General features: G+C 73.3%; 16 protein-coding genes (1 of these 16 only partly in view). 13 read left to right on the forward strand and 3 right to left on the reverse strand.

Annotated features, from left to right (window positions below):
- A protein-coding gene (locus J3A75_RS29040) for a helicase-related protein (protein WP_071000149.1) crosses the window boundary here: on the reverse strand, positions 1–398 show its 5' end (the start). 1,747 nt of this gene lie to the left of the window's left edge; only the first 398 of its 2,145 coding nucleotides appear in the window; the start codon lies at positions 396–398; its stop codon lies beyond the left edge, outside the window.
- Between the two features lie 157 nt (positions 399–555).
- Complete coding sequence (gene gcvA, locus J3A75_RS29045; protein WP_012321335.1) at positions 556–1,443, reverse strand: transcriptional regulator GcvA; 888 nt, start codon at positions 1,441–1,443, stop codon at positions 556–558.
- Positions 1,444–1,536: 93 nt separating this feature from the next.
- On the opposite strand from gcvA, the gene J3A75_RS29050 reads away from it, so the two are divergent.
- A complete protein-coding gene (locus tag J3A75_RS29050; RefSeq protein WP_029361423.1) occupies positions 1,537–2,763 on the forward strand; it encodes an MFS transporter in 1,227 nt (408 codons plus the stop codon).
- Positions 2,764–2,832: 69 nt separating this feature from the next.
- Here J3A75_RS29050 and J3A75_RS29055 read toward each other — a convergent pair whose 3' ends face one another.
- Positions 2,833–4,557 carry an adenylate/guanylate cyclase domain-containing protein gene (locus J3A75_RS29055; protein WP_107645314.1) on the reverse strand — a complete coding sequence of 575 codons (1,725 nt, stop codon included), beginning with the start codon at positions 4,555–4,557 and terminating at the stop codon, positions 2,833–2,835.
- A gap of 151 nt (positions 4,558–4,708) precedes the next feature.
- On the opposite strand from J3A75_RS29055, the gene J3A75_RS29060 reads away from it, so the two are divergent.
- The 12 genes from J3A75_RS29060 (at position 4,709) to J3A75_RS29115 (ending at position 16,315) form a co-directional block, all read left to right on the forward strand.
- A complete protein-coding gene (locus J3A75_RS29060) occupies positions 4,709–5,278 on the forward strand; it encodes a DNA-3-methyladenine glycosylase (protein ID WP_012321338.1) in 570 nt (189 codons plus the stop codon).
- 108 nt (positions 5,279–5,386) lie between these two features.
- Positions 5,387–6,541, forward strand: a complete 1,155-nt coding sequence (locus tag J3A75_RS29065; protein ID WP_012321339.1) for a transporter substrate-binding domain-containing protein — start codon at positions 5,387–5,389, stop codon at positions 6,539–6,541.
- Positions 6,538–7,164, forward strand: coding sequence for an ANTAR domain-containing response regulator (locus tag J3A75_RS29070; protein ID WP_012321340.1), 627 nt, complete (start codon positions 6,538–6,540; stop codon positions 7,162–7,164). The genes J3A75_RS29065 and J3A75_RS29070 overlap by 4 nt, the downstream gene beginning before the upstream one ends.
- A gap of 174 nt (positions 7,165–7,338) precedes the next feature.
- Positions 7,339–8,184: a nitrilase family protein gene (locus tag J3A75_RS29075; protein ID WP_058608107.1), complete on the forward strand. Its 846-nt coding sequence runs from the start codon at positions 7,339–7,341 to the stop codon at positions 8,182–8,184.
- A 44-nt stretch (positions 8,185–8,228) separates the two neighbouring features.
- On the forward strand, positions 8,229–9,383 hold the full coding sequence (locus J3A75_RS29080; RefSeq protein WP_012321342.1) for a substrate-binding protein: 1,155 nt from the start codon (positions 8,229–8,231) through the stop codon (positions 9,381–9,383).
- Positions 9,384–9,748: 365 nt separating this feature from the next.
- Positions 9,749–10,582: a branched-chain amino acid ABC transporter permease gene (locus tag J3A75_RS29085; protein WP_012321343.1), complete on the forward strand. Its 834-nt coding sequence runs from the start codon at positions 9,749–9,751 to the stop codon at positions 10,580–10,582.
- A complete protein-coding gene (locus tag J3A75_RS29090; protein ID WP_071000151.1) occupies positions 10,575–12,380 on the forward strand; it encodes an ABC transporter permease subunit in 1,806 nt (601 codons plus the stop codon). The genes J3A75_RS29085 and J3A75_RS29090 overlap by 8 nt, the downstream gene beginning before the upstream one ends.
- Complete coding sequence (locus J3A75_RS29095; RefSeq protein ID WP_071000152.1) at positions 12,373–13,116, forward strand: ABC transporter ATP-binding protein; 744 nt, start codon at positions 12,373–12,375, stop codon at positions 13,114–13,116. The genes J3A75_RS29090 and J3A75_RS29095 overlap by 8 nt, the downstream gene beginning before the upstream one ends.
- A 3-nt stretch (positions 13,117–13,119) precedes the next feature.
- The gene (locus J3A75_RS29100; RefSeq protein ID WP_063111412.1) at positions 13,120–14,064 is read left to right on the forward strand and encodes a DUF1028 domain-containing protein; all 945 of its coding nucleotides are present in this window, start codon (positions 13,120–13,122) and stop codon (positions 14,062–14,064) included.
- Entirely contained in the window at positions 14,057–15,457 is a 1,401-nt protein-coding gene (locus J3A75_RS29105) for an amidase (protein ID WP_245295829.1), read from the forward strand. Before J3A75_RS29100 ends, J3A75_RS29105 begins: the two co-directional genes overlap by 8 nt.
- Positions 15,458–15,623: 166 nt before the next feature.
- Complete coding sequence (locus J3A75_RS29110) at positions 15,624–15,854, forward strand: hypothetical protein (protein ID WP_012321348.1); 231 nt, start codon at positions 15,624–15,626, stop codon at positions 15,852–15,854.
- A gap of 44 nt (positions 15,855–15,898) precedes the next feature.
- Positions 15,899–16,315 (forward strand): DUF1236 domain-containing protein, encoded by a 417-nt coding sequence (locus J3A75_RS29115; protein WP_012321349.1) that lies wholly within the window; start codon positions 15,899–15,901, stop codon positions 16,313–16,315.
- Positions 16,316–16,616: the final 301 nt, after the last annotated feature.

Genomic DNA, 16,616 nt, shown 5'->3' on the forward strand with positions numbered 1-16,616 from the left:
AGCCGGTGCGTCGGGTCGTTCCGGGCGGCCATGCGGGCGAGGATCTCGGCCGCCTCCGGCTCGGGGGCCATGTCGAGCCGCAGGTCCAGGCGGCCGTTGTCGAGGAGCGGGATCTCGGTCCGGATCAGCCAGGTGATGCGGTGGTTCTTGGTGACCACGGCCCGGAGGTTGGGGATCGCCTTCCGGATCGCCGGGACGCCGGTCTCCGCGAAGGCCCGGGCCGCCTGCATCTCGCGCAGCGCGCGGGCGACGCGCTCGTCCTCCACCTCGGCGCCGTAATCGGGCAGGTCGAGATGGGCGAGCAGCCGGTCGAGGTCGACCGCGTCGGGGGACAGGCCGAGCCGGCCTACGGATTCGATCAGGCTCTCGATCGTCGGGCGGAGACGCTTGCGCGCCATGCGGTCACCTTCGGCAGAAGCGTCTCACGCAAACCCGGGTGCGGTCGGGGGCGTTCCGGATCCGATCCATGCGCCCGACGGCGGCGGCCGCCAAGCCGAGATCGTCATCGCGCGCGCCGCGAAGCCATCCGGGCGGCGCGCCGTCCGACAGCGGCGCTCACGGCTGCCGCGCGGCCTCGGCGAGCCAGCCGCAGAAGGCCCGCACCGCCGGGTCCTCCGCCCGGGGTTCCGGGACGTAGGCGTAGTAGCTCCGCGCCGGCAGGGCCGGCCCAGCGAAGGGCAGGGTCAGGCGCCCGGCCGCGACGTCGTCGGCGATCAGCCGCTCGGGCCCCATGGCGACGCCGAGCCCGTCCAGGGCGGCCTGAAGGGTCAGGTAGAAGTGTTCCAGCGTCACCGTGGCCCGCGGCGCCAGGTCCGGGACGCCCGCCGCCCGCAGCCAGTCGGGCCAGACCCGCGGCAGCGTCGCGGCGTGCAGGAGCGTGTGCTGCCGGAGATCCTCCGGCACCCGGAGCGGCAGCCGCCGCAGCAGGTCCGGGCTGCAGACGGGAATGCGCCGCTCGGACAGGAACGGCGCCGCGCGGTGGCCCGGGCGGCTGTCCGGGCCGCCCCGGATCGCCACGTCGAACGGCTCGGCCACGCTGGCGAGGGGCACGTTCGAGGTCGTCAGCCGCACCTCGATCGACGGGTTGGCCCGCTGGAAGCCCGACAGGCGCGGGATCAGCCAGCGCAGGGTGAAGGTGGCGAGCGCGTTCACGCGCAGCAGGCGCGGCCGGCCGCGCTCGGCCTGGCGCGCCGTCGCCAGGGCGATGCGGTCGAGGGCGGCGCCGATCTCGGTGGCGTAGGCGCTGCCCGCCTCGGTGAGGACCACGCGCCGGTTGTGGCGCTCGAACAGCGGCAGCCCGAGCCAGCCCTCCAGCGTCTGCACGTGCCGGCTGACCGCCCCGTGGGTGACCCGCAGCTCGTCCGCCGCGCGCGTGAAGCTGCCGTGCCGGGCGGCCGCCTCGAAGGCTTTCAGCGCGTTCAGCGGCGGCAAACGACGATGCACGGGTCAGGTTTCCTCACACGAGTGTCAGCATAAGTCGTTTGTCAGCGACGGACCAGGCGGCCATCCTGTGACGGAACCACGAAGGATGGCTGGATGTCCGTCGCGTCCGATCTGACCGCGTCTTCCGAACCCGTCTCCCTGCCGGACGCCCGGCGCACGCTGGTGGCCGCCGGGGTCAACCACGCCCTGCACGACGGCTACACGGACCTGATCTACGTGCTGCTGCCGGTCTGGCAGGCGGAGTTCGGCCTCGACTACGTCGCCCTGGCGTTCCTGCGCTCGCTCTACAACGGGGCGCTGGCGGCGCTGCAGATGCCGGCGAGCCGCCTCGCCCAGGCCTGGGGCGCCCGGACCGTGCTGGTACTCGGCACCGTGCTCAGCGCGGTCGGCTACGCGATCGCCGGCGCCTCGGGCGGGCTCGTCGGGCTCGGGATCGGGCTCCTGCTCGGCGGCGCCGGCAGCAGCACCCAGCATCCCCTGGCCTCGGCGGTGATCGCCCGGGCCTACGGGCCCGGCGCCCGCGGCCCCCTCGGCACCTACAATTTCACCGGCGATCTCGGGAAGGCGGCGGTCCCGCCCCTGGTCGGCCTGCTGCTGACCCTGACGGGCTGGCGGCACGCGCTCTGGGTGATCGCCGGCGTCGGGATCCTCGTCGCGCTCGCGGTCGCGCGCCTGTTGCCGCGTGAGCCGGCGTCACGCACCGGCGTCGCCGCGGCGAGGCCGGCACCCCACCGGGCCGCGACCGGGCCGGGGCGCGGCACGGGCTTCCGGCTGCTCGTCGCGATCGGCATGCTCGACAACGCCGCGCGCCCGGCCTTCCTGCTCTACCTGCCGTTCCTGCTGCAGGAGAAGGGCGCGGCCCTGACCACGGTGGGCCTCGCCCTGTCGCTGGTCTTCGTCGGCGGCGCGCTCGGCAAGGCGGTCTGCGGGCGCCTCGGCGAACACCTCGGCGTGACCCGGACCGTGATCCTCACCGAGACCGGGACGGCGCTGGCGATCCTGGCGGTGATCGGGCTGCCGCTGGCCCCCGGGCTGATCCTGCTGCCGCTGCTCGGGGTGATGCTGAACGGCACCTCGTCGGTCCTCTACGGGACCGTGCCGGAACTGGCCCCGGGCGGCCAGGTCGAGCGGGCCTTCGCGGTGTTCTACACCTGGACGCTCGGCGGCAGCGCGCTGGCGGCGCCGCTGCTCTACGGACGGCTCGGCGACGCCGCCGGCCCGCACTGGGCGGCCGCGGCGGCGGCCGGGACGGCGCTCGCCGTGGTGCCGCTGATGCTGGCCCTGGCGCCGCGCCTCGGGACGGAGCGTCAGCGGGCCTGAGGGGAGGTACGCGGTCGCGTCGCGGATCACGCGTCGCCGCGCGCGCAAGGACGGACAAGGACGGGAACGTCAGAGGCTGCCCAGGGTGCTGACCCGGACGGCCTCCGACCGGCCGTCCACCGCCACGTCCCGGATCTCCGCCGGCGCCACGCGGGCGGCCCGGTAGACCGTCTCCGACACCACGGCCACGCAGCCCAGGGTCTTGGTCAGGCCCTGCAGCCGGGACGCCACGTTGACGGTGTCGCCGAGCGCGGTGAAGCGGGCGTCGGTCGCGTCCCCCATCTCGCCGACGATCGCGGGGCCGGCATGGACGCCGACCCCGTAGCGCAGGATGTGCTCCAGATCCTCCGCCAGCAGCCGGTTCAGGGTCTCGACGGCGTCGGCGATGCCGTCGATCGCCCGCAGCGCGTCCCGGGCCGCCTGCTCGGGCTCGGTCTCCAGGCCGAACAGGGCCAGGAGCCCGTCGCCGAGGAACTGGTTGGTCGAGCCGCCGGCCTCACGGACGGCGTCGCCGACCGCGCCCAGGAAGCGGTTGATGATGAACACCGTGTCGTAGGGCAGGCGCTCCTCGGCGAGCCGGGTCGAGCCGCGCAGGTCGACGAACATCGCCACGATGAAGCGCTCCTCGCCGGACTGCGCCCGGTCGAGCAGGTCGGCCTGACGCATCCGCGGCTGCGGCGGCAGCAGCGGCACCACGGCCATGTCGGTCTCCGGCCGGAACTGGCAGGCGAGGCGCACCCCCGGACCGGCGGCGATGCGCTCCAGCACCGCCCGCTCCGTGCGGCCGGGCGCCGGCGCGCCGTCGCTGCCGTCCGTCACCCGGATCCGGCAGGTCGAGCACCGCCCGCGGCCGCCGCAGACGCTGGCATGGGGGATCCGGTTGCGCCGGCTCGCCTCCAGCACGCTCGTGCCGCGGGGCACCCGCACCACCCGCCCGTCCGGGTAGCTGAGCCGGATCGTGCCGCGCTTGATCTCGGCGAGCGTCCGCGCGCCGCGGGCCGCGATCACCGCGGCCACGAGGCCCGCGTAGGTCCCGAGCAGCCCGTCCCGGATCGCGGCGAGCCGCGCCACCTGGTCGGGCAGCCCGACATGGACCGGCTGGAGCGCCGCCGCGCGCCACGCCGGATCCTGCGCCAGGGTCAGGACCATCCGGCCGCCCTGCGCGAAGCCCAGCAGCGACAGGACCGGCACCAGCACCGCGAGCGCCAGCAGCCAGGGCGCCATGCGGTCGAAGCCGGGCTTCAGCCGCAGCCAGAAATACAGGCCCATGCAGCCGTGGATCCAGGCGACGACCAGGACCGTGACCTGCATCAGGCCGAGGATCGGCGAGGCGATCCAGAAGGCGTAGAGTTCCTGCGCGTAGCCCTTGTCGAGCCCCTCGGTGACGAAGGAGACCCGGGTCCCGACGATGTGGCTGATGAGCAGCGGCGGGATCAGCAGGCCCGAGACCAGCTGCAGGGTCTCGGACGGCCGCCAGTGGAAGAAGCGGGCCGCGTAGAGGGCCTGGAGCCCGAGCAGCAGGTGGACCACCAGGGCGCCGTAGAGCAGCGTCAGGCCGGCGGGGTTGAGCCAGACGGCCGTGACGAGGTCGAGGCCGTCCTCCATGGCGTCGAGGGAGACGTTGCCCAGGGCGTGGTTCAGCAGGTGGGTCAGCACGTAGCCGAACAGGATCAGGCCGCTGGCCAGCCGGAGGCGCCGCAGGGTCAGGCGGAGCCGCGCGGCGCGCGGGGCCGACCGGGGTGGCGCGCCCGACTCGGCGGACCGGAGCGTCGCGATCGAGGCTGTGCGCACCATGCTGGAGGTCCGAGGGGATCGGTTCTGGGCCCGCCATTCACGGCCCCTCGTACCAGTAAGACTTCCGCGGCGTCCGATTTATTTCTAATCGCCCGCGATCCGCGGGATCCCGGCGACACGGATCGCGCGGGCCGCCCGCGCCGGAGCCCCGATGCTGGACACCTTCTTCGCCCGCAGCGCCGCCGCGGTGGCCTTCGACCTGATCGGCGCGCGCCTCTTCGTCGGCGCGGCCGGCGGGGTCATCGTCGAGACGGAGGCCTACGACAGCACCGATCCGGCCTCCCACAGCTTCCGCGGCCCGACCCGGCGCAACGCCAGCATGTTCGGGCCGCCGGCCCACGCCTACGTGTACCGCTCCTACGGGATGCACTGGTGCCTGAACCTCGTCTGCGAGCCCGGCAGCGCCGTGCTGCTCCGGGCCCTCGCGCCGACCGAGGGGCTTCCCGCGATGCGGGCGCGCCGCGGCCTGGAGGATCCGCGCCTCCTCTGCGCCGGCCCCGGCCGCCTCTGCCAGGCCCTCGGCGTCACCGACGCGCTGGACGGGGCGCCCCTCGCGCGGGCGCCGTTCCGGTTCGAGCCCCGCGCCGCGGGTGATTCCGAGACCGTCGACGTGGTCAGCGACCGGCGCATCGGCATCACCCGCGGCGCCGAGACGCCGTGGCGCTTCCTGCTCGCCGGCTCCCGGTTCGTGAGCCGCCCGGCGCGGAAGGCCGCCGGGTGAGGGCGCCCGCCGCGCGCCGGTCGGGGGAGCCTTCGCAGCGGGGGCTCCCTCGGCTAGGACAGCGGGGCGCGCAGCCCTCCGGGCGCCTGCGGCGAGCCCGGGGGGACCATGGCGGCCAGGGATGAAGCGACGTGGCGGGTCGGCGTCCTGTTCTCCCGGAGCGGGGTGAGCGGCATCACCGAGACCGAGCATTTCCTCGGCACCGCCCTGGCGATCGAGGAGATCAACCGGGCCGGCGGCGTGCTCGGGCGGCCGATCGAGCCCGTCTGCTACGACCCCGCGGGCGACACCGACGCCTACCGCACCCTGGCCCGGCGGATGCTCGCCGAGGACGGGGTCGAGGTGGTGTTCGGCTGCTCGCTCTCGGCGAGCCGGAAATCGGTGCTCTCCACCGTGGAGCGGCACAACGGCCTGCTCTGGTACCCGTCGATCTACGAGGGCTTCGAGTACTCGGAGAACATCATCTACACCGGGGCGACCCTCAACCAGAACGTCTTCGCCCTGGCCGACTACCTGCTGCAGGAGCACGGCAGCCGGATCTTCCTGATCGGGTCCGACTACATCTACCCGCGGGAGTCGAACCGGGTCATGCGCGACCTGATCGAGGCGAAGGGCGGGACCATCGTGGGCGAGCTGTACGCGGCCCTCGACGCGGACGACGCGGCCCACGCCGCCATGATCGCGGCGATCCGCGACGCCGCCCCGGACGCGGTGTTCTCCACGGTGGTGGGGCGCGGCGCCGAGCGGCTCTACCGCGCCTACGCCGAATCCGGCATCGACCGCGCCCGCTGCCCGATCGCGAGCCTGACCCTGGCGGAGGGCCAGATCCGCGCGATCGGCCCCGCTCACTGCACCGGCCACGTCCTGGCGGCGCCGTATTTCGGCGCGCTGCCCGGCGAGGAGAACCGGCGCTTCGTCGCCGCCTTCCAGGCCCGGTTCGGGACCGAGCGCCCCACCAGCATGTGGTCGGAGACCGCCTACGCGCAGGTCCACCTCTTCGCCCGGGCGCTCGCGGAGGCCGGCACCCTCGACGCCGAGCGCCTGGGCGCGGCGGCCCTGCGGCAGCGCCTCGCGGCGCCGGAGGGCGAGCTGGCCTTCGACGGCGAGACGCGCCACATCTGGCTCACCCCCGGCATCGGCGTCGCCCGCGCGGACGGGCAGTTCGACGTGGTCTGGCGGGCGCGGCGGCCGGTGCGGCCCGACCCGTACCTCGCGTGGTCCCGGTTCGAGACGAACTGGCTGGAGGAGGGGCTCGCCGCGTGACCGCCCCCGCCCGCAAGATCCTGGACGACCTGCGGCGCGCCCGCGCCCTCGTCATCCATCCCCGGGACGAGGAGGCCGACGCGCTGCTGGAGCAGCTCCGCCGCCTCGGCTGCGCGGTTTCCCTGGCGTGGCCGCCGCCCGCCGCCCTGCCGGCCGACATCGACACGCTGTTCATCCAGCTCGACGACGCCCAGGTGATGCACCTGCTGCCGTCGATCGAGGCGATCGAGCCGGCGGTCATCGCCATCGTGGCCTACGAGAGCCCGACCTCGCTGAAGGCGATCGCCGACGTCAACGCCCACGGCGTGCTCAACAAGCCGCTCCACCCGCGGGGCGTGCTGACCCAGTTCGCCCTGGCCCGCTACCGGCGCGGCTACGAGGGGCGGCTCACCAGCAAGATCAACCGGCTGGAGGAGACCATGAAGGGCCGCCGCACCGTCGAGAAGGCGGTCCGGCTGCTCGTCGACCTGAACCGGATCGACGAGGACGCCGCCTACAAGATGCTCCGGGACCGGGCCACCGCCGCCCGCGTGCCGATGGCGAGCGTGGCCGAGAGCGTGGTCACGGCGCACGAGGCGATGAGCGGCCTCGGCCTGCGCATCGCGTTGGCGGAAAAGACCTGATCGCAGCAGCTTGCTGCATTTATGGTCTTGCGGTCTGTTTCGGGGTGCTTATCGTAGTCTAACCGGGCAAGGTTGCCCCGCAGCAGCAGTGCTGCATGACATCACGGCTTTGAAGCCTCTGGTTCGCGGATGTTTGTATCCGCGCCCAGGGGCTTTTTGCGTTTCGGAGCTTTCATGATCCAGGCGAACGGTCCTGTGCGCCCGCCGATACGGGTGTCGTGCATCCAGTTCGAGCCGGAATTCGGCGCGGTCGACGCGAATATGGCGCGCGCGTCGGACCTCGTCCGCGCGGCCGCCGCCGAGGGCAGCCGGCTGATCGTGCTGCCGGAACTCGCCAGCACCGGCTACGTGTTCGAATCCGCCGCGGAGGCCGCGGCCCTGGCCGAGCCGGTGCCGGACGGCCCGACGACCCGGGCCTGGGCGGCCCTCGCCGCGGAACTCGGCGTCCACATCGTGGCGGGGATCGCCGAATCCGCGGGCGAGATCCTGTACAACGCCGCCGTGATCGTCGGGCCGGGGGGCTATATCGGCACCTACCGCAAGGCGCATCTCTGGGACCAGGAGAACGTGTTCTTCGCCAGGGGCAACCTCGGCTTCCCGGTCTTCGACACCGCGCTCGGCAAGGTCGGCGTCGCCATCTGCTACGACGGCTGGTTTCCCGAGACCTTCCGGCGGCTGGCGCTCGCCGGCGCCGAGATCGTCTGCATCCCGACCAACTGGGTGCCGATGCCCGACCAGCCCGAGGGCGAGGCCGCCATGGCCAACACCCTGCACCGGGCCGCCGCCCACACGAACGGCATCTTCATCGCCTGCGCCGACCGGGTCGGCATCGAGCGCGGCCAGCCCTTCGAGGGGCAGAGCCTGATCATCGGCCCCAAGGGCTGGCCGCTCGCCGGCCCGGCGAGCCGGGACCGGACCGAGACCCTCTCGGCGCTGGTCGACCTCGACGCGGCAGGCCGCAAGGACCTGAACCGCTTCAACTCGCTCCTGCGCGACCGCCGCACCGACATCTACGGTTGAGCCGAGATCCTTACCCACCCCCGTCCGTCCCAAGGAGTTCGTTCATGGTGAAATGGTCCCTCGTCGGCGCCGCGGCGCTCGCCCTCGCCGCCACGGCCGCGCGGGCCGCTGACGGCAAGCCGATCGTCATCGGCATCCCGATCGGCCTGTCGGGCGCCAACAGCGTCGTCGCCCCCTCGGTGGTGCAGTCGGCCGAGCTCGCCGTGGAGGAGATCAACGCCAAGGGCGGCGTGCTCGGCCGCAAGCTCGTCCTGGAGGTGGCCGACGACGCCTCGGGGGCGGCCGGAGCCCAGAAGGCCTTCGACAGCCTGATCTACCAGAAGAAGGTCGACGTCCTGATCTCCATGGAGACGAGCGCGGCCCGCAACGCCGGCCTGCCCGCCGTGACCAAGGGGAAGGTGCCGTACATCTACACCTCGTTCTACGAGGGCCATTCCTGCAACAAGAACATGTTCGTGGACGCCTGGGTGCCGGAGCAGCAGGTGCCGCCGGTGGTGGACGCCTTCAAGGCGAAGGGCGCCAAGACCTACTTCCTGATCGGCAGCGACTACGCCTTCGGCCGCGGCATGCTGGGCTTCGCCAAGAGCTACGTCGAGAAGACCGGCGGCAAGGTGGTCGGCGAGGAGTACCTGCCGATGGACGGCAGCGACTGGACCGCGATCATCTCCAAGCTGAAGGAGGCCAAGCCCGACGCGCTGATCACCTCGACCGCGGGCGGTGCGCCGAACGTGACGCTGACCAAGCAGCTGCGCGGCGCGGGCGTGTCGCTGCCCTTCGCCAACCTCGCGCTGGACGAGGGCACCGCCAAGAGCATGGGTGCGGATGCCGAGGGCGTCTACCTCTCGGCCTCCTACGTCACCGGGATCGACAGCCCGGAGAACAAGGCCTTCCTGGCGGCGATGCAGAAGAAGTTCGGCGCGGAGCTGCGCACCCCGAACGACCTCTCGGTGCCGGAATACGAGGCGATCTACCTGTACAAGGCCGCCGTCGAGAAGGCGGGCGGGACCGAGACCGCCAAGGTGCTGGAGGCGCTGCCGACCGTGAGCTTCACCGGGCCGCGCGGCACGATCACCATGAGCAAGCAGCACCACGCGCCGCTGACCATGTATCTCGGCCAGATCCAGAAGGACGGTACCGTGAAGGTCGCCGGCACCTTCAGGGACGTCGATCCCGGCGAGCAGTGCCCGAAGCTGCAGTGAGGGGAGGGGCTGGGGGATCCGATGATCTCCTTCGCCCGCCGAGGCTGCCGGATCCACGCTTCTGTCCCCGCTACGCGGCTGCGAGATGAAGCGCGGGTCCCCTCTCCCGTGCGGGAGAGGGACAGGGTGAGGGATCGGGTCTTTCAGGACGACGCGCGCCCTGTCGCCGCGTCGACGGTGTGCTCGGTCCTGAACCTTCTCGACCCTCACCCCAGCCCTCTCCCGCACGGGAGAGGGGGCAGGTCGCACCCTGCCACCACCGCCGGTGTCCGCCGGAGATCCGTGATCACCGTAGCCTCCGCGGGGCAGGGGGCGCGTCGTCACCCGCCGCGTCCTCTGCCGTTCCCGCGCACCCGGAAACCCCGATGCTGCTCACCCTCGACATCCTGACCACGGCGGCGATCCTGTTCATCGTCTCGATCGGCCTCCTGGCGATCTTCGGCGTGCTCAAGATCATCAACTTCGCCCACGGGGCGTGGCTGACGGTCGGCGCCTACTGCGCGGTGGTGACCGCCAAGCTCGGGCTCAATCCATGGGCGGCGCTGCCGCTGGCCTTCGCGGTCGGCGCGGCGCTCGGCGGGCTGGCCGAGCACTTCATCATCCGCCCGCTCTACCGGCGGCCCCTCGACGCGATCCTCGCGACCTGGGGGCTCGGCATCGTGGTCGGGCAGCTCATCACCCTGGCCTTCGGCCGGGACGTCCAGCTCACCCCGAACCTCTACGCCGGCACCGTCGAGATCCTCGGCGTCGACTACTCCGCCTACCGCCTCGTCGCCCTCGGCATCGCGCTCGCGATCGGCACGCTGTTCGCGCTCACCATCGAGCGCACCCGGCTCGGCCTCTCGGCCCGGGCGGTGATCATGAACGAGACCCTGGCGCGCAGCCTCGGCATCGACACGGGGCGCGTGCGCCTCGTCGTGTTCATGCTCGGCGCCGGCTTCGCGGGGCTCGCGGGCGTCCTGCTGACGCCGCTCACCAGCGTCGACCCGAACATGGGCGTCTCCTGGCTGATCGGCGCCTTCATGCTGGTGATGGTCGCCGACGCCTCGTACCTGGCGCTCGCGGCGGCCTGCCTCGTCTTCGGGGCCGCGCAGGTTCTGATCAGCACCTTCGTGAGTCCGATCCTGGGCAGCATCGCCGTCGCGGTGCTCGCCGCCCTCGTGCTGCGGATCAGCCCGAAAGGTTTCTCCCGTGCTTGAGACCCTTCCCGTCGCCGAGCGCGCCGCCGCGGCGCCCCGCGGACGCCGCCTGTCCCGCGCCGCGCCCTTCGTGGTCGCGGCCCTCGCGGCGCTGGCCCTCTGGATCGCGCCGCTGTTCCTCGACACCTTCGCGGTCAACGTCCTGACCCGGTCGATGATTTACGCGGTCCTGGCGGTCACGGTCGACCTGCTCTGGGGCTTCGCCGGGATTTTGACCTTCGGGCAGGCGGCGTTCTTCGGCATCGGCGCCTACGCCACCGCGATGATTCTCACCGCCTACGGGGCGACGCCGCTGGGGATCGCCGCGGCGGTCGCGGCGGCGCTGGTCGCGCCGGCCCTGCTCGGCCTCGCGGTGGGCTGGCTGTCCTTCTACCACCGCTCGACCCCGCTCTACGCCTCGGTGATCTCGCTGGTCGTCCCGATCGTCGTGGTGCAGCTGATCTACGCGGGCGGCGAATGGACCGGCTCCAGCAGCGGCCTCGTCGGATTCGACGTGCTGCCCTTCGAGAGCGAGGGCTATTTCCGCCTGGCGGCCCTGTTCCTGATCGTCGTCACCCTGGCGGCCTGGATCCTGGTCCGGGCCGATGCGGGCCGCGCCCTCGTGGCGCTGCGGGACAACGAGGCGCGCTGCGCCTATCTCGGCCTCAACCCGCGGCGCCTGCAGATCCGGCTGACCGCGGCTCTGGCCGCCGTCGCGGGGATCGCGGGCTTCCTGTTCGCCAACGCCTCGGGCGTGGTCGCGCCCGAGAATGCCGGCTTCCTGTTCGGCACCGAGCTGGTGATCTGGGTGGCGCTCGGCGGCCGCGGCACGCTGCTCGGCCCGGTGCTCGGCACCATCGCCATCGACTACCTCGCGGCGAACCTGTCCGGCGACCTGCCGTTCCTCTGGCAGCTCCTCCTGGGCACGGCCTTCGTGGCCATCATCATCCTGCTGCCGGGCGGCCTCGCCGACCTCGTCGGCCGCCTCTGGCGGGCGCTGCCGGCGGGCCGGCGGGAACCCGCGCCGCCGCGCCTCGTCGCGCGGGCGGCCGATCCGGATGCGACCGTCTCCGCGACCCCCATCCTCACGGTCGAGAACCTCGCCAAGGCCTACGGCGCCCTGACGGTGCTGGAGGGCATCGACCTGGAGATCCGGGCGGGCGAGCTCGTCAGCCTCGTCGGGCCCAACGGCGCCGGCAAGACCACGCTGATGCGCTGCCTCAGCGACGGCACCGAGCCCTTCACGGGGGCGATCGCCATCGGCGGCACCCCGATCACCGGGCTGACGCCGAACCGCATCGTCGGCCTCGGGGTCGGGCGCAAGTTCCAGGTGGCGAGCGTGTTCGAGAGCCTGTCGGTGGCCGATTGCCTCCGGCTCGCCCGGGCATCCCATGACGGCCTGAGCCCGGTCGGGCAGGCGGAGACGCTGGGCCTGCCGCAGGCGGCCCTCGACGTCCTGCGCATGACCGGCCTCGACCGCCTGCTGACCCGGCCGACCCGCCTCCTGTCCCACGGCCAGAAGCAGGCGCTCGAACTCGCCATGGTGGTGGCGCTGGAGCCGCGGCTGATCCTGCTGGACGAGCCCACCGCCGGCCTGACCAAGGCCGAGCGCACCACCATCGGGACCGTGCTCAAGGCGCTCACCGCCGGGGGAAGGATCGCCGCCGTGCTGGTCGAGCACGACCTCGACTTCGTGCGCGAGATCTCCTCGCGGATCGTGGTGCTGCACCAGGGCCGCCTCGTTCTCGACGGCACGGTGGAGGACGTCGTCGGCTCCGAGCTGGTCCGGACCATCTATTCGGGAGGTGCCCATGGCTGAGGCAGCGGCTGAGGCAGTGCGGCGGAGCGAGCCGGCGGGCGCCGCCCTCGCCCTGGAGGGGGTGTCGAGCGGCTACGGCGCGGTCTCGATCGTGAAGGGCGTGTCCCTGTCGGTGGCGCCGGGGGAGATCGTGGCGCTGCTGGGCAAGAACGGCATGGGCAAGACCACGCTGCTCAAGACCATCCTGGGCATGGTCGCCCTGCGGGGCGGCGCGATCACCGTCGGGGGACAGGCGCTCGCCGGCCTGTCGCCCGCCCGGCTCGTGGCGCTCGGCGTCGGCTACGCGCCGCAGGAGCAGCCCCTGTTCCAGGACCTGTCGATCCGCGACAACCTGCGCCTCGCGGTCCCCTCCGACCGGATGCTGCCGGAGGCGCTGGAGCGGCTGTTCGGTCATTTCCCGTTCCTGAAGGACCGGCTGGCCCAGCGGGCCGGCACCCTCTCGGGGGGCGAGCAGAAGATGCTGATCCTCGGGCGCGCCCTGATGCTGCGCCCGCGCCTGCTCCTCATCGACGAGATCTCCGAGGGCGTGCAGCCCTCCATGGTCGAGCGCCTGCGCGGCGTGCTCGACGCCGAGCGGGCGGCGGGCGTGTCCATGCTGGTGGTGGAGCAGCACGTCGCCTTCGCGCTGGCGCTGGCCGACCGCTACGCCGTCCTCAAGCTCGGCGAGATCGTCGACAGCGGCCCCGCCAAGGCGCCGGACGCGCAGGCGCGCGTCATCGGCCATCTGGCGGTGTGAGCCATGAGCGAACTCAACACCTTCTCGATCGCCGCCCGCTGCCCGCGGACCGGGCAGCTCGGCGTCGCGGTGGCGAGCGCCGTCCCGGCGGTGGGCGGGCTCTGCCCCTACATCCGCGCCGGGATCGGGGCCGTCACCACCCAGTCCTGGGTGAACCCCTACCTCGCCGCCCGCATCCTCGACGGGCTGGCCGGCGGGCTGGGCCCCGACGCCGCCCTGGCGGCGGCGCTCGCCACCGACGACCGGCCGGACCTGCGCCAGCTCGGCCTCGTCGATGCGCGCGGGACCGGCGCGGCCTGGACCGGCGCCGGCTGCACGGACGCCGCCGGACACCGCACCGGGGCCGGCTACGCCGTGCAGGGCAACATGCTCGCCGGGACCGGCGTGATCGACGCCATGGCGGAGGCCTTCGCGGGGAGCGCCGCCTGCGACCTCGACGAGCGGCTCATGCGGGCGCTGGAAGCCGGCGATGCGGCCGGCGGCGACAAGCGCGGCAAGCAATCGGCGGCCCTCAGGATCGTCGCCGGCGAGGATTACCCGCTCCTCGACCTGCGGGTCGACGAGCATGCCGAGCCCGTCGCCGAGCTGCGCCGCGTCCTGGCGGTGGCCCGCCGGCAGCTCGTGCCGTTCGTGGCCGGCATGCCCCGGAAGGACGGTCCGGCGGGCGCCCTGCCGGACGACGTCGTGGCGATGCTCCTGAAAGCGCCCGCCGAGCGGCCGGGCGCTGCGGCCGATGGCGGGGCCGCCGATGCGCCCGATCTCCTGCGCGACGTCATCGGCCTGCGCCAGGAGCCCGGGCGGGTCGCGCACCTGCTGAGGCAGTTCGCGCCGGTGCTCGCCGAGATCGCCCGGCTCCGCGACCTCGACCTCGCGGACATCCATCCGCCGGTCGTCTTCGATCCGACCTTGCCGTACCGCCGGGGGCCCCATGACGACCGCCGTGACTGACGCCCTCTGGCCGTTGCCGATCACCGAGCTCGCGCGGATGATCGCGGCGCGGGAGCTGTCGAGCGCCGACCTCGTCGGCGCCAGCCTCGACCGGATCGCGCGCCTCGACGGCGCCCTGAACAGCTTCGTCCATCTCTCGTCCGCGGCCCTCGACGCCGCGCGCGCGGCCGATGCCGAGATCGCCCGGACGGGCCCGCGGGGCCCGCTGCACGGCATCCCGATCGCCATCAAGGACAACTACACGACGGCCGACATGCCGACCCGAGCGGGTACCGCCGTGGAGGCCCTGACCTTCCCGGCGGCCGACAGCCACGCGGTGGCGCGGCTGCGGGCGGCCGGCGCGGTGATCCTCGGCAAGCTGCGCATGCACGAATTCGCCTGGGGCATGGTCACGCCGCCGACCCGCAATCCCTGGGATCTCGACCGGGTGCCCGGCGGCTCCAGCGGCGGCTCCGGCGCCGCGGTCGCGGCCCGGCTCTGCCCGGCCGCCCTCGGCTCGGACACGGGCGGCTCGATCCGGATCCCGGCCGCCCTGTGCGGGGTCGTCGGCCTCAAGCCGACCTACGGCCGGGTCGGCCGGTCGGGGATCGTCCCGCATTCCTGGTCCCTCGACCATGCCGGGCCGCTGACCCTGACGGTGGCCGATTCCGCCCTGATGCTGCAGGCGCTCGCCGGCCCGGATGCCGGCGATCCCGCCGCCAGCGCGGCGCCGGTCCCCGACTACACGGCCGGGCTGGACCGGCCGATCCGGGGCCTGCGGGTCGCGGTGATCCGCAACCACTTCTTCGACGCGGTCGACGAGGACGTCGCCGCCGCAATCGAGGGGGCGCTCCGCTTCCTCGCCGACCGGGGCTGCACGGTCCGCGACGTCGCGGTGCCGTCCCTGCGCCACGGCCTCGGGGCCATCTACGCCATCGAGCTCGCCTCCTCGACCGCCTATCACGGCCGCAGCCTCGCCCAGGGGCACGTGGCGGGCTTCGCGGCCGACGTCCGCGACCTCGTGGAGATGGGCCGGCTCGTGACCGGGCCGGACTACCTGCGCGCCGAGCAGGCGCGGGCCCTGATCATGGCCGAGATGGCCGGCGTCCTGGCCGAGGCCGATGTGATCGTCGGCCCGGCCTCGCCGCTGACCGCGTGGCGGACGGACGAGTCCGCGGTGTCGCTCGGCGGGCGCGCGGAGAGCGTGCTGGCGGCCTCCTGGCGTCTGACCTACCCGTTCAACCTCGCGGGCCTGCCCGCCATCGCGCTGCCCTGCGGCTTCGACCGGCGCGGCCTGCCGATCAGCCTCCAGATCGCCGCCCGGCCCTTCGCCGAGGCCGAGATCCTGCGCGTCGCCCACCAGTACGAGCGGGCGCACGACTGGTGGTCCCGGGTGCCGCCCCTGGCCGGCTGACGCGCCGCCCGGTCCCGCGCAGCTGAGCGGGACCGGGGCGGTCGATTGTACGCAACCAATACCGCATCTAATCGTGCGGATCCGCGTGATTTACCGATCGATGCCTGTGGAACCCTTTCTCCGTGGTCGCCGTTGCTGGGTTCGATTGAAGTCAGGAGGCTCACCAATGCGGACCATCATTCTCTCGGGTGCCCTGCTCGCGGCCCTGTGCGGCGCGGCGAGCGCCGAGGACACCACGGTCATCCGCCGCGACGGGCCCGCCGTCGTCGACCACCGCGACACCACGGTCGAGCGCCGGGAGGTCACCACCGGCAGCGTCGATTGCGGCTCCAAGACCGTCCACAAGGAGGACGGCATGGGCAACTCCAAGACCGTCCACAAGGAAGGCTGCAACTGATCCCCGGCGGCCAGACGCGACCTGACGACCCTGGAGATCTCAGCATGACGAGCAAGCTTCTTCTGTCGCTGGCGACCGCCGGCCTCCTCGCCCTCCCGGTGGCCGCCCAGGCGCAGGGCACCCTGCGGGGCGCGGCCGAGGGCGCCGAGGCCGGATCGGCCGCGGCCGGACCGGTCGGCGGCATCGTCGGCGGCGCGGTCGGCGCGGCGACCGGCACGGTGGGCGGCATCCTGGGCGTCGACGACCGCCCGCGGTTCCGCAGCTACGTCCGCGAGCGCGGCGCGCGCTCCTACAGCTGGGGCGGCCCGGTCCGGGTCGGCACCGTGCTGCCGGAGGACAGCGTCACCTACTACGACGTGCCCAGCGAGTACCGGGTGCGGCCGGGCTACCGCTACACCATCGTGAACGACCAGCCCGTCCTGGTCGATCGCGGCCACCGCATCGTCGAGGTCATCGACTGATCGGAGGGGCGCCGGGATCCCGGCGCTCCGTCAGGCAGGACGGCCCGCCCGGCATCGCCGCGGCGGGCCGTCGCGCGTGCGGCGGGCCGTGCCGGACGAGGAGACGAGATCGCGCGTCTCGCGCGGGCACGGGCGCTGGAGACGAGGCGCGACGGACCCCCTCTCCCGGGTGGGAGAGGGCCGGGTGAGGGACGAGAAGTAGCAGGATCGAGCGCCCCGTCGCCGTTCAGCCGAAGTCGAGACTTTCTCGGTGAGGCCGCATCCCTCACCCTGTCCCTCTCCCGCACGGGAGAGGGGACCC

The sequence above is a fragment of the Methylobacterium sp. PvP105 genome (genome assembly GCF_017876975.1).
GTDB lineage: Bacteria > Pseudomonadota > Alphaproteobacteria > Rhizobiales > Beijerinckiaceae > Methylobacterium > Methylobacterium radiotolerans.

Excerpts from the sequence above, each read along its gene's own strand:
- J3A75_RS29050 (WP_029361423.1), top strand. The coding sequence starts at position 1,537 with ATGTCCGTCGCGTCCGATCTGACCGCGTCTTCCGAACCCGTCTCCCTG.
- J3A75_RS29055 (WP_107645314.1), bottom strand. The coding sequence starts at position 4,557 with ATGGTGCGCACAGCCTCGATCGCGACGCTCCGGTCCGCCGAGTCGGGC.
- J3A75_RS29060 (WP_012321338.1), top strand. The coding sequence starts at position 4,709 with ATGCTGGACACCTTCTTCGCCCGCAGCGCCGCCGCGGTGGCCTTCGAC.
- J3A75_RS29065 (WP_012321339.1), top strand. The coding sequence starts at position 5,387 with ATGGCGGCCAGGGATGAAGCGACGTGGCGGGTCGGCGTCCTGTTCTCC.
- J3A75_RS29075 (WP_058608107.1), top strand. The coding sequence starts at position 7,339 with ATGATCCAGGCGAACGGTCCTGTGCGCCCGCCGATACGGGTGTCGTGC.
- J3A75_RS29080 (WP_012321342.1), top strand. The coding sequence starts at position 8,229 with ATGGTGAAATGGTCCCTCGTCGGCGCCGCGGCGCTCGCCCTCGCCGCC.
- J3A75_RS29085 (WP_012321343.1), top strand. The coding sequence starts at position 9,749 with ATGCTGCTCACCCTCGACATCCTGACCACGGCGGCGATCCTGTTCATC.
- J3A75_RS29095 (WP_071000152.1), top strand. The coding sequence starts at position 12,373 with ATGGCTGAGGCAGCGGCTGAGGCAGTGCGGCGGAGCGAGCCGGCGGGC.
- J3A75_RS29100 (WP_063111412.1), top strand. The coding sequence starts at position 13,120 with ATGAGCGAACTCAACACCTTCTCGATCGCCGCCCGCTGCCCGCGGACC.
- J3A75_RS29110 (WP_012321348.1), top strand. The coding sequence starts at position 15,624 with ATGCGGACCATCATTCTCTCGGGTGCCCTGCTCGCGGCCCTGTGCGGC.
- J3A75_RS29115 (WP_012321349.1), top strand. The coding sequence starts at position 15,899 with ATGACGAGCAAGCTTCTTCTGTCGCTGGCGACCGCCGGCCTCCTCGCC.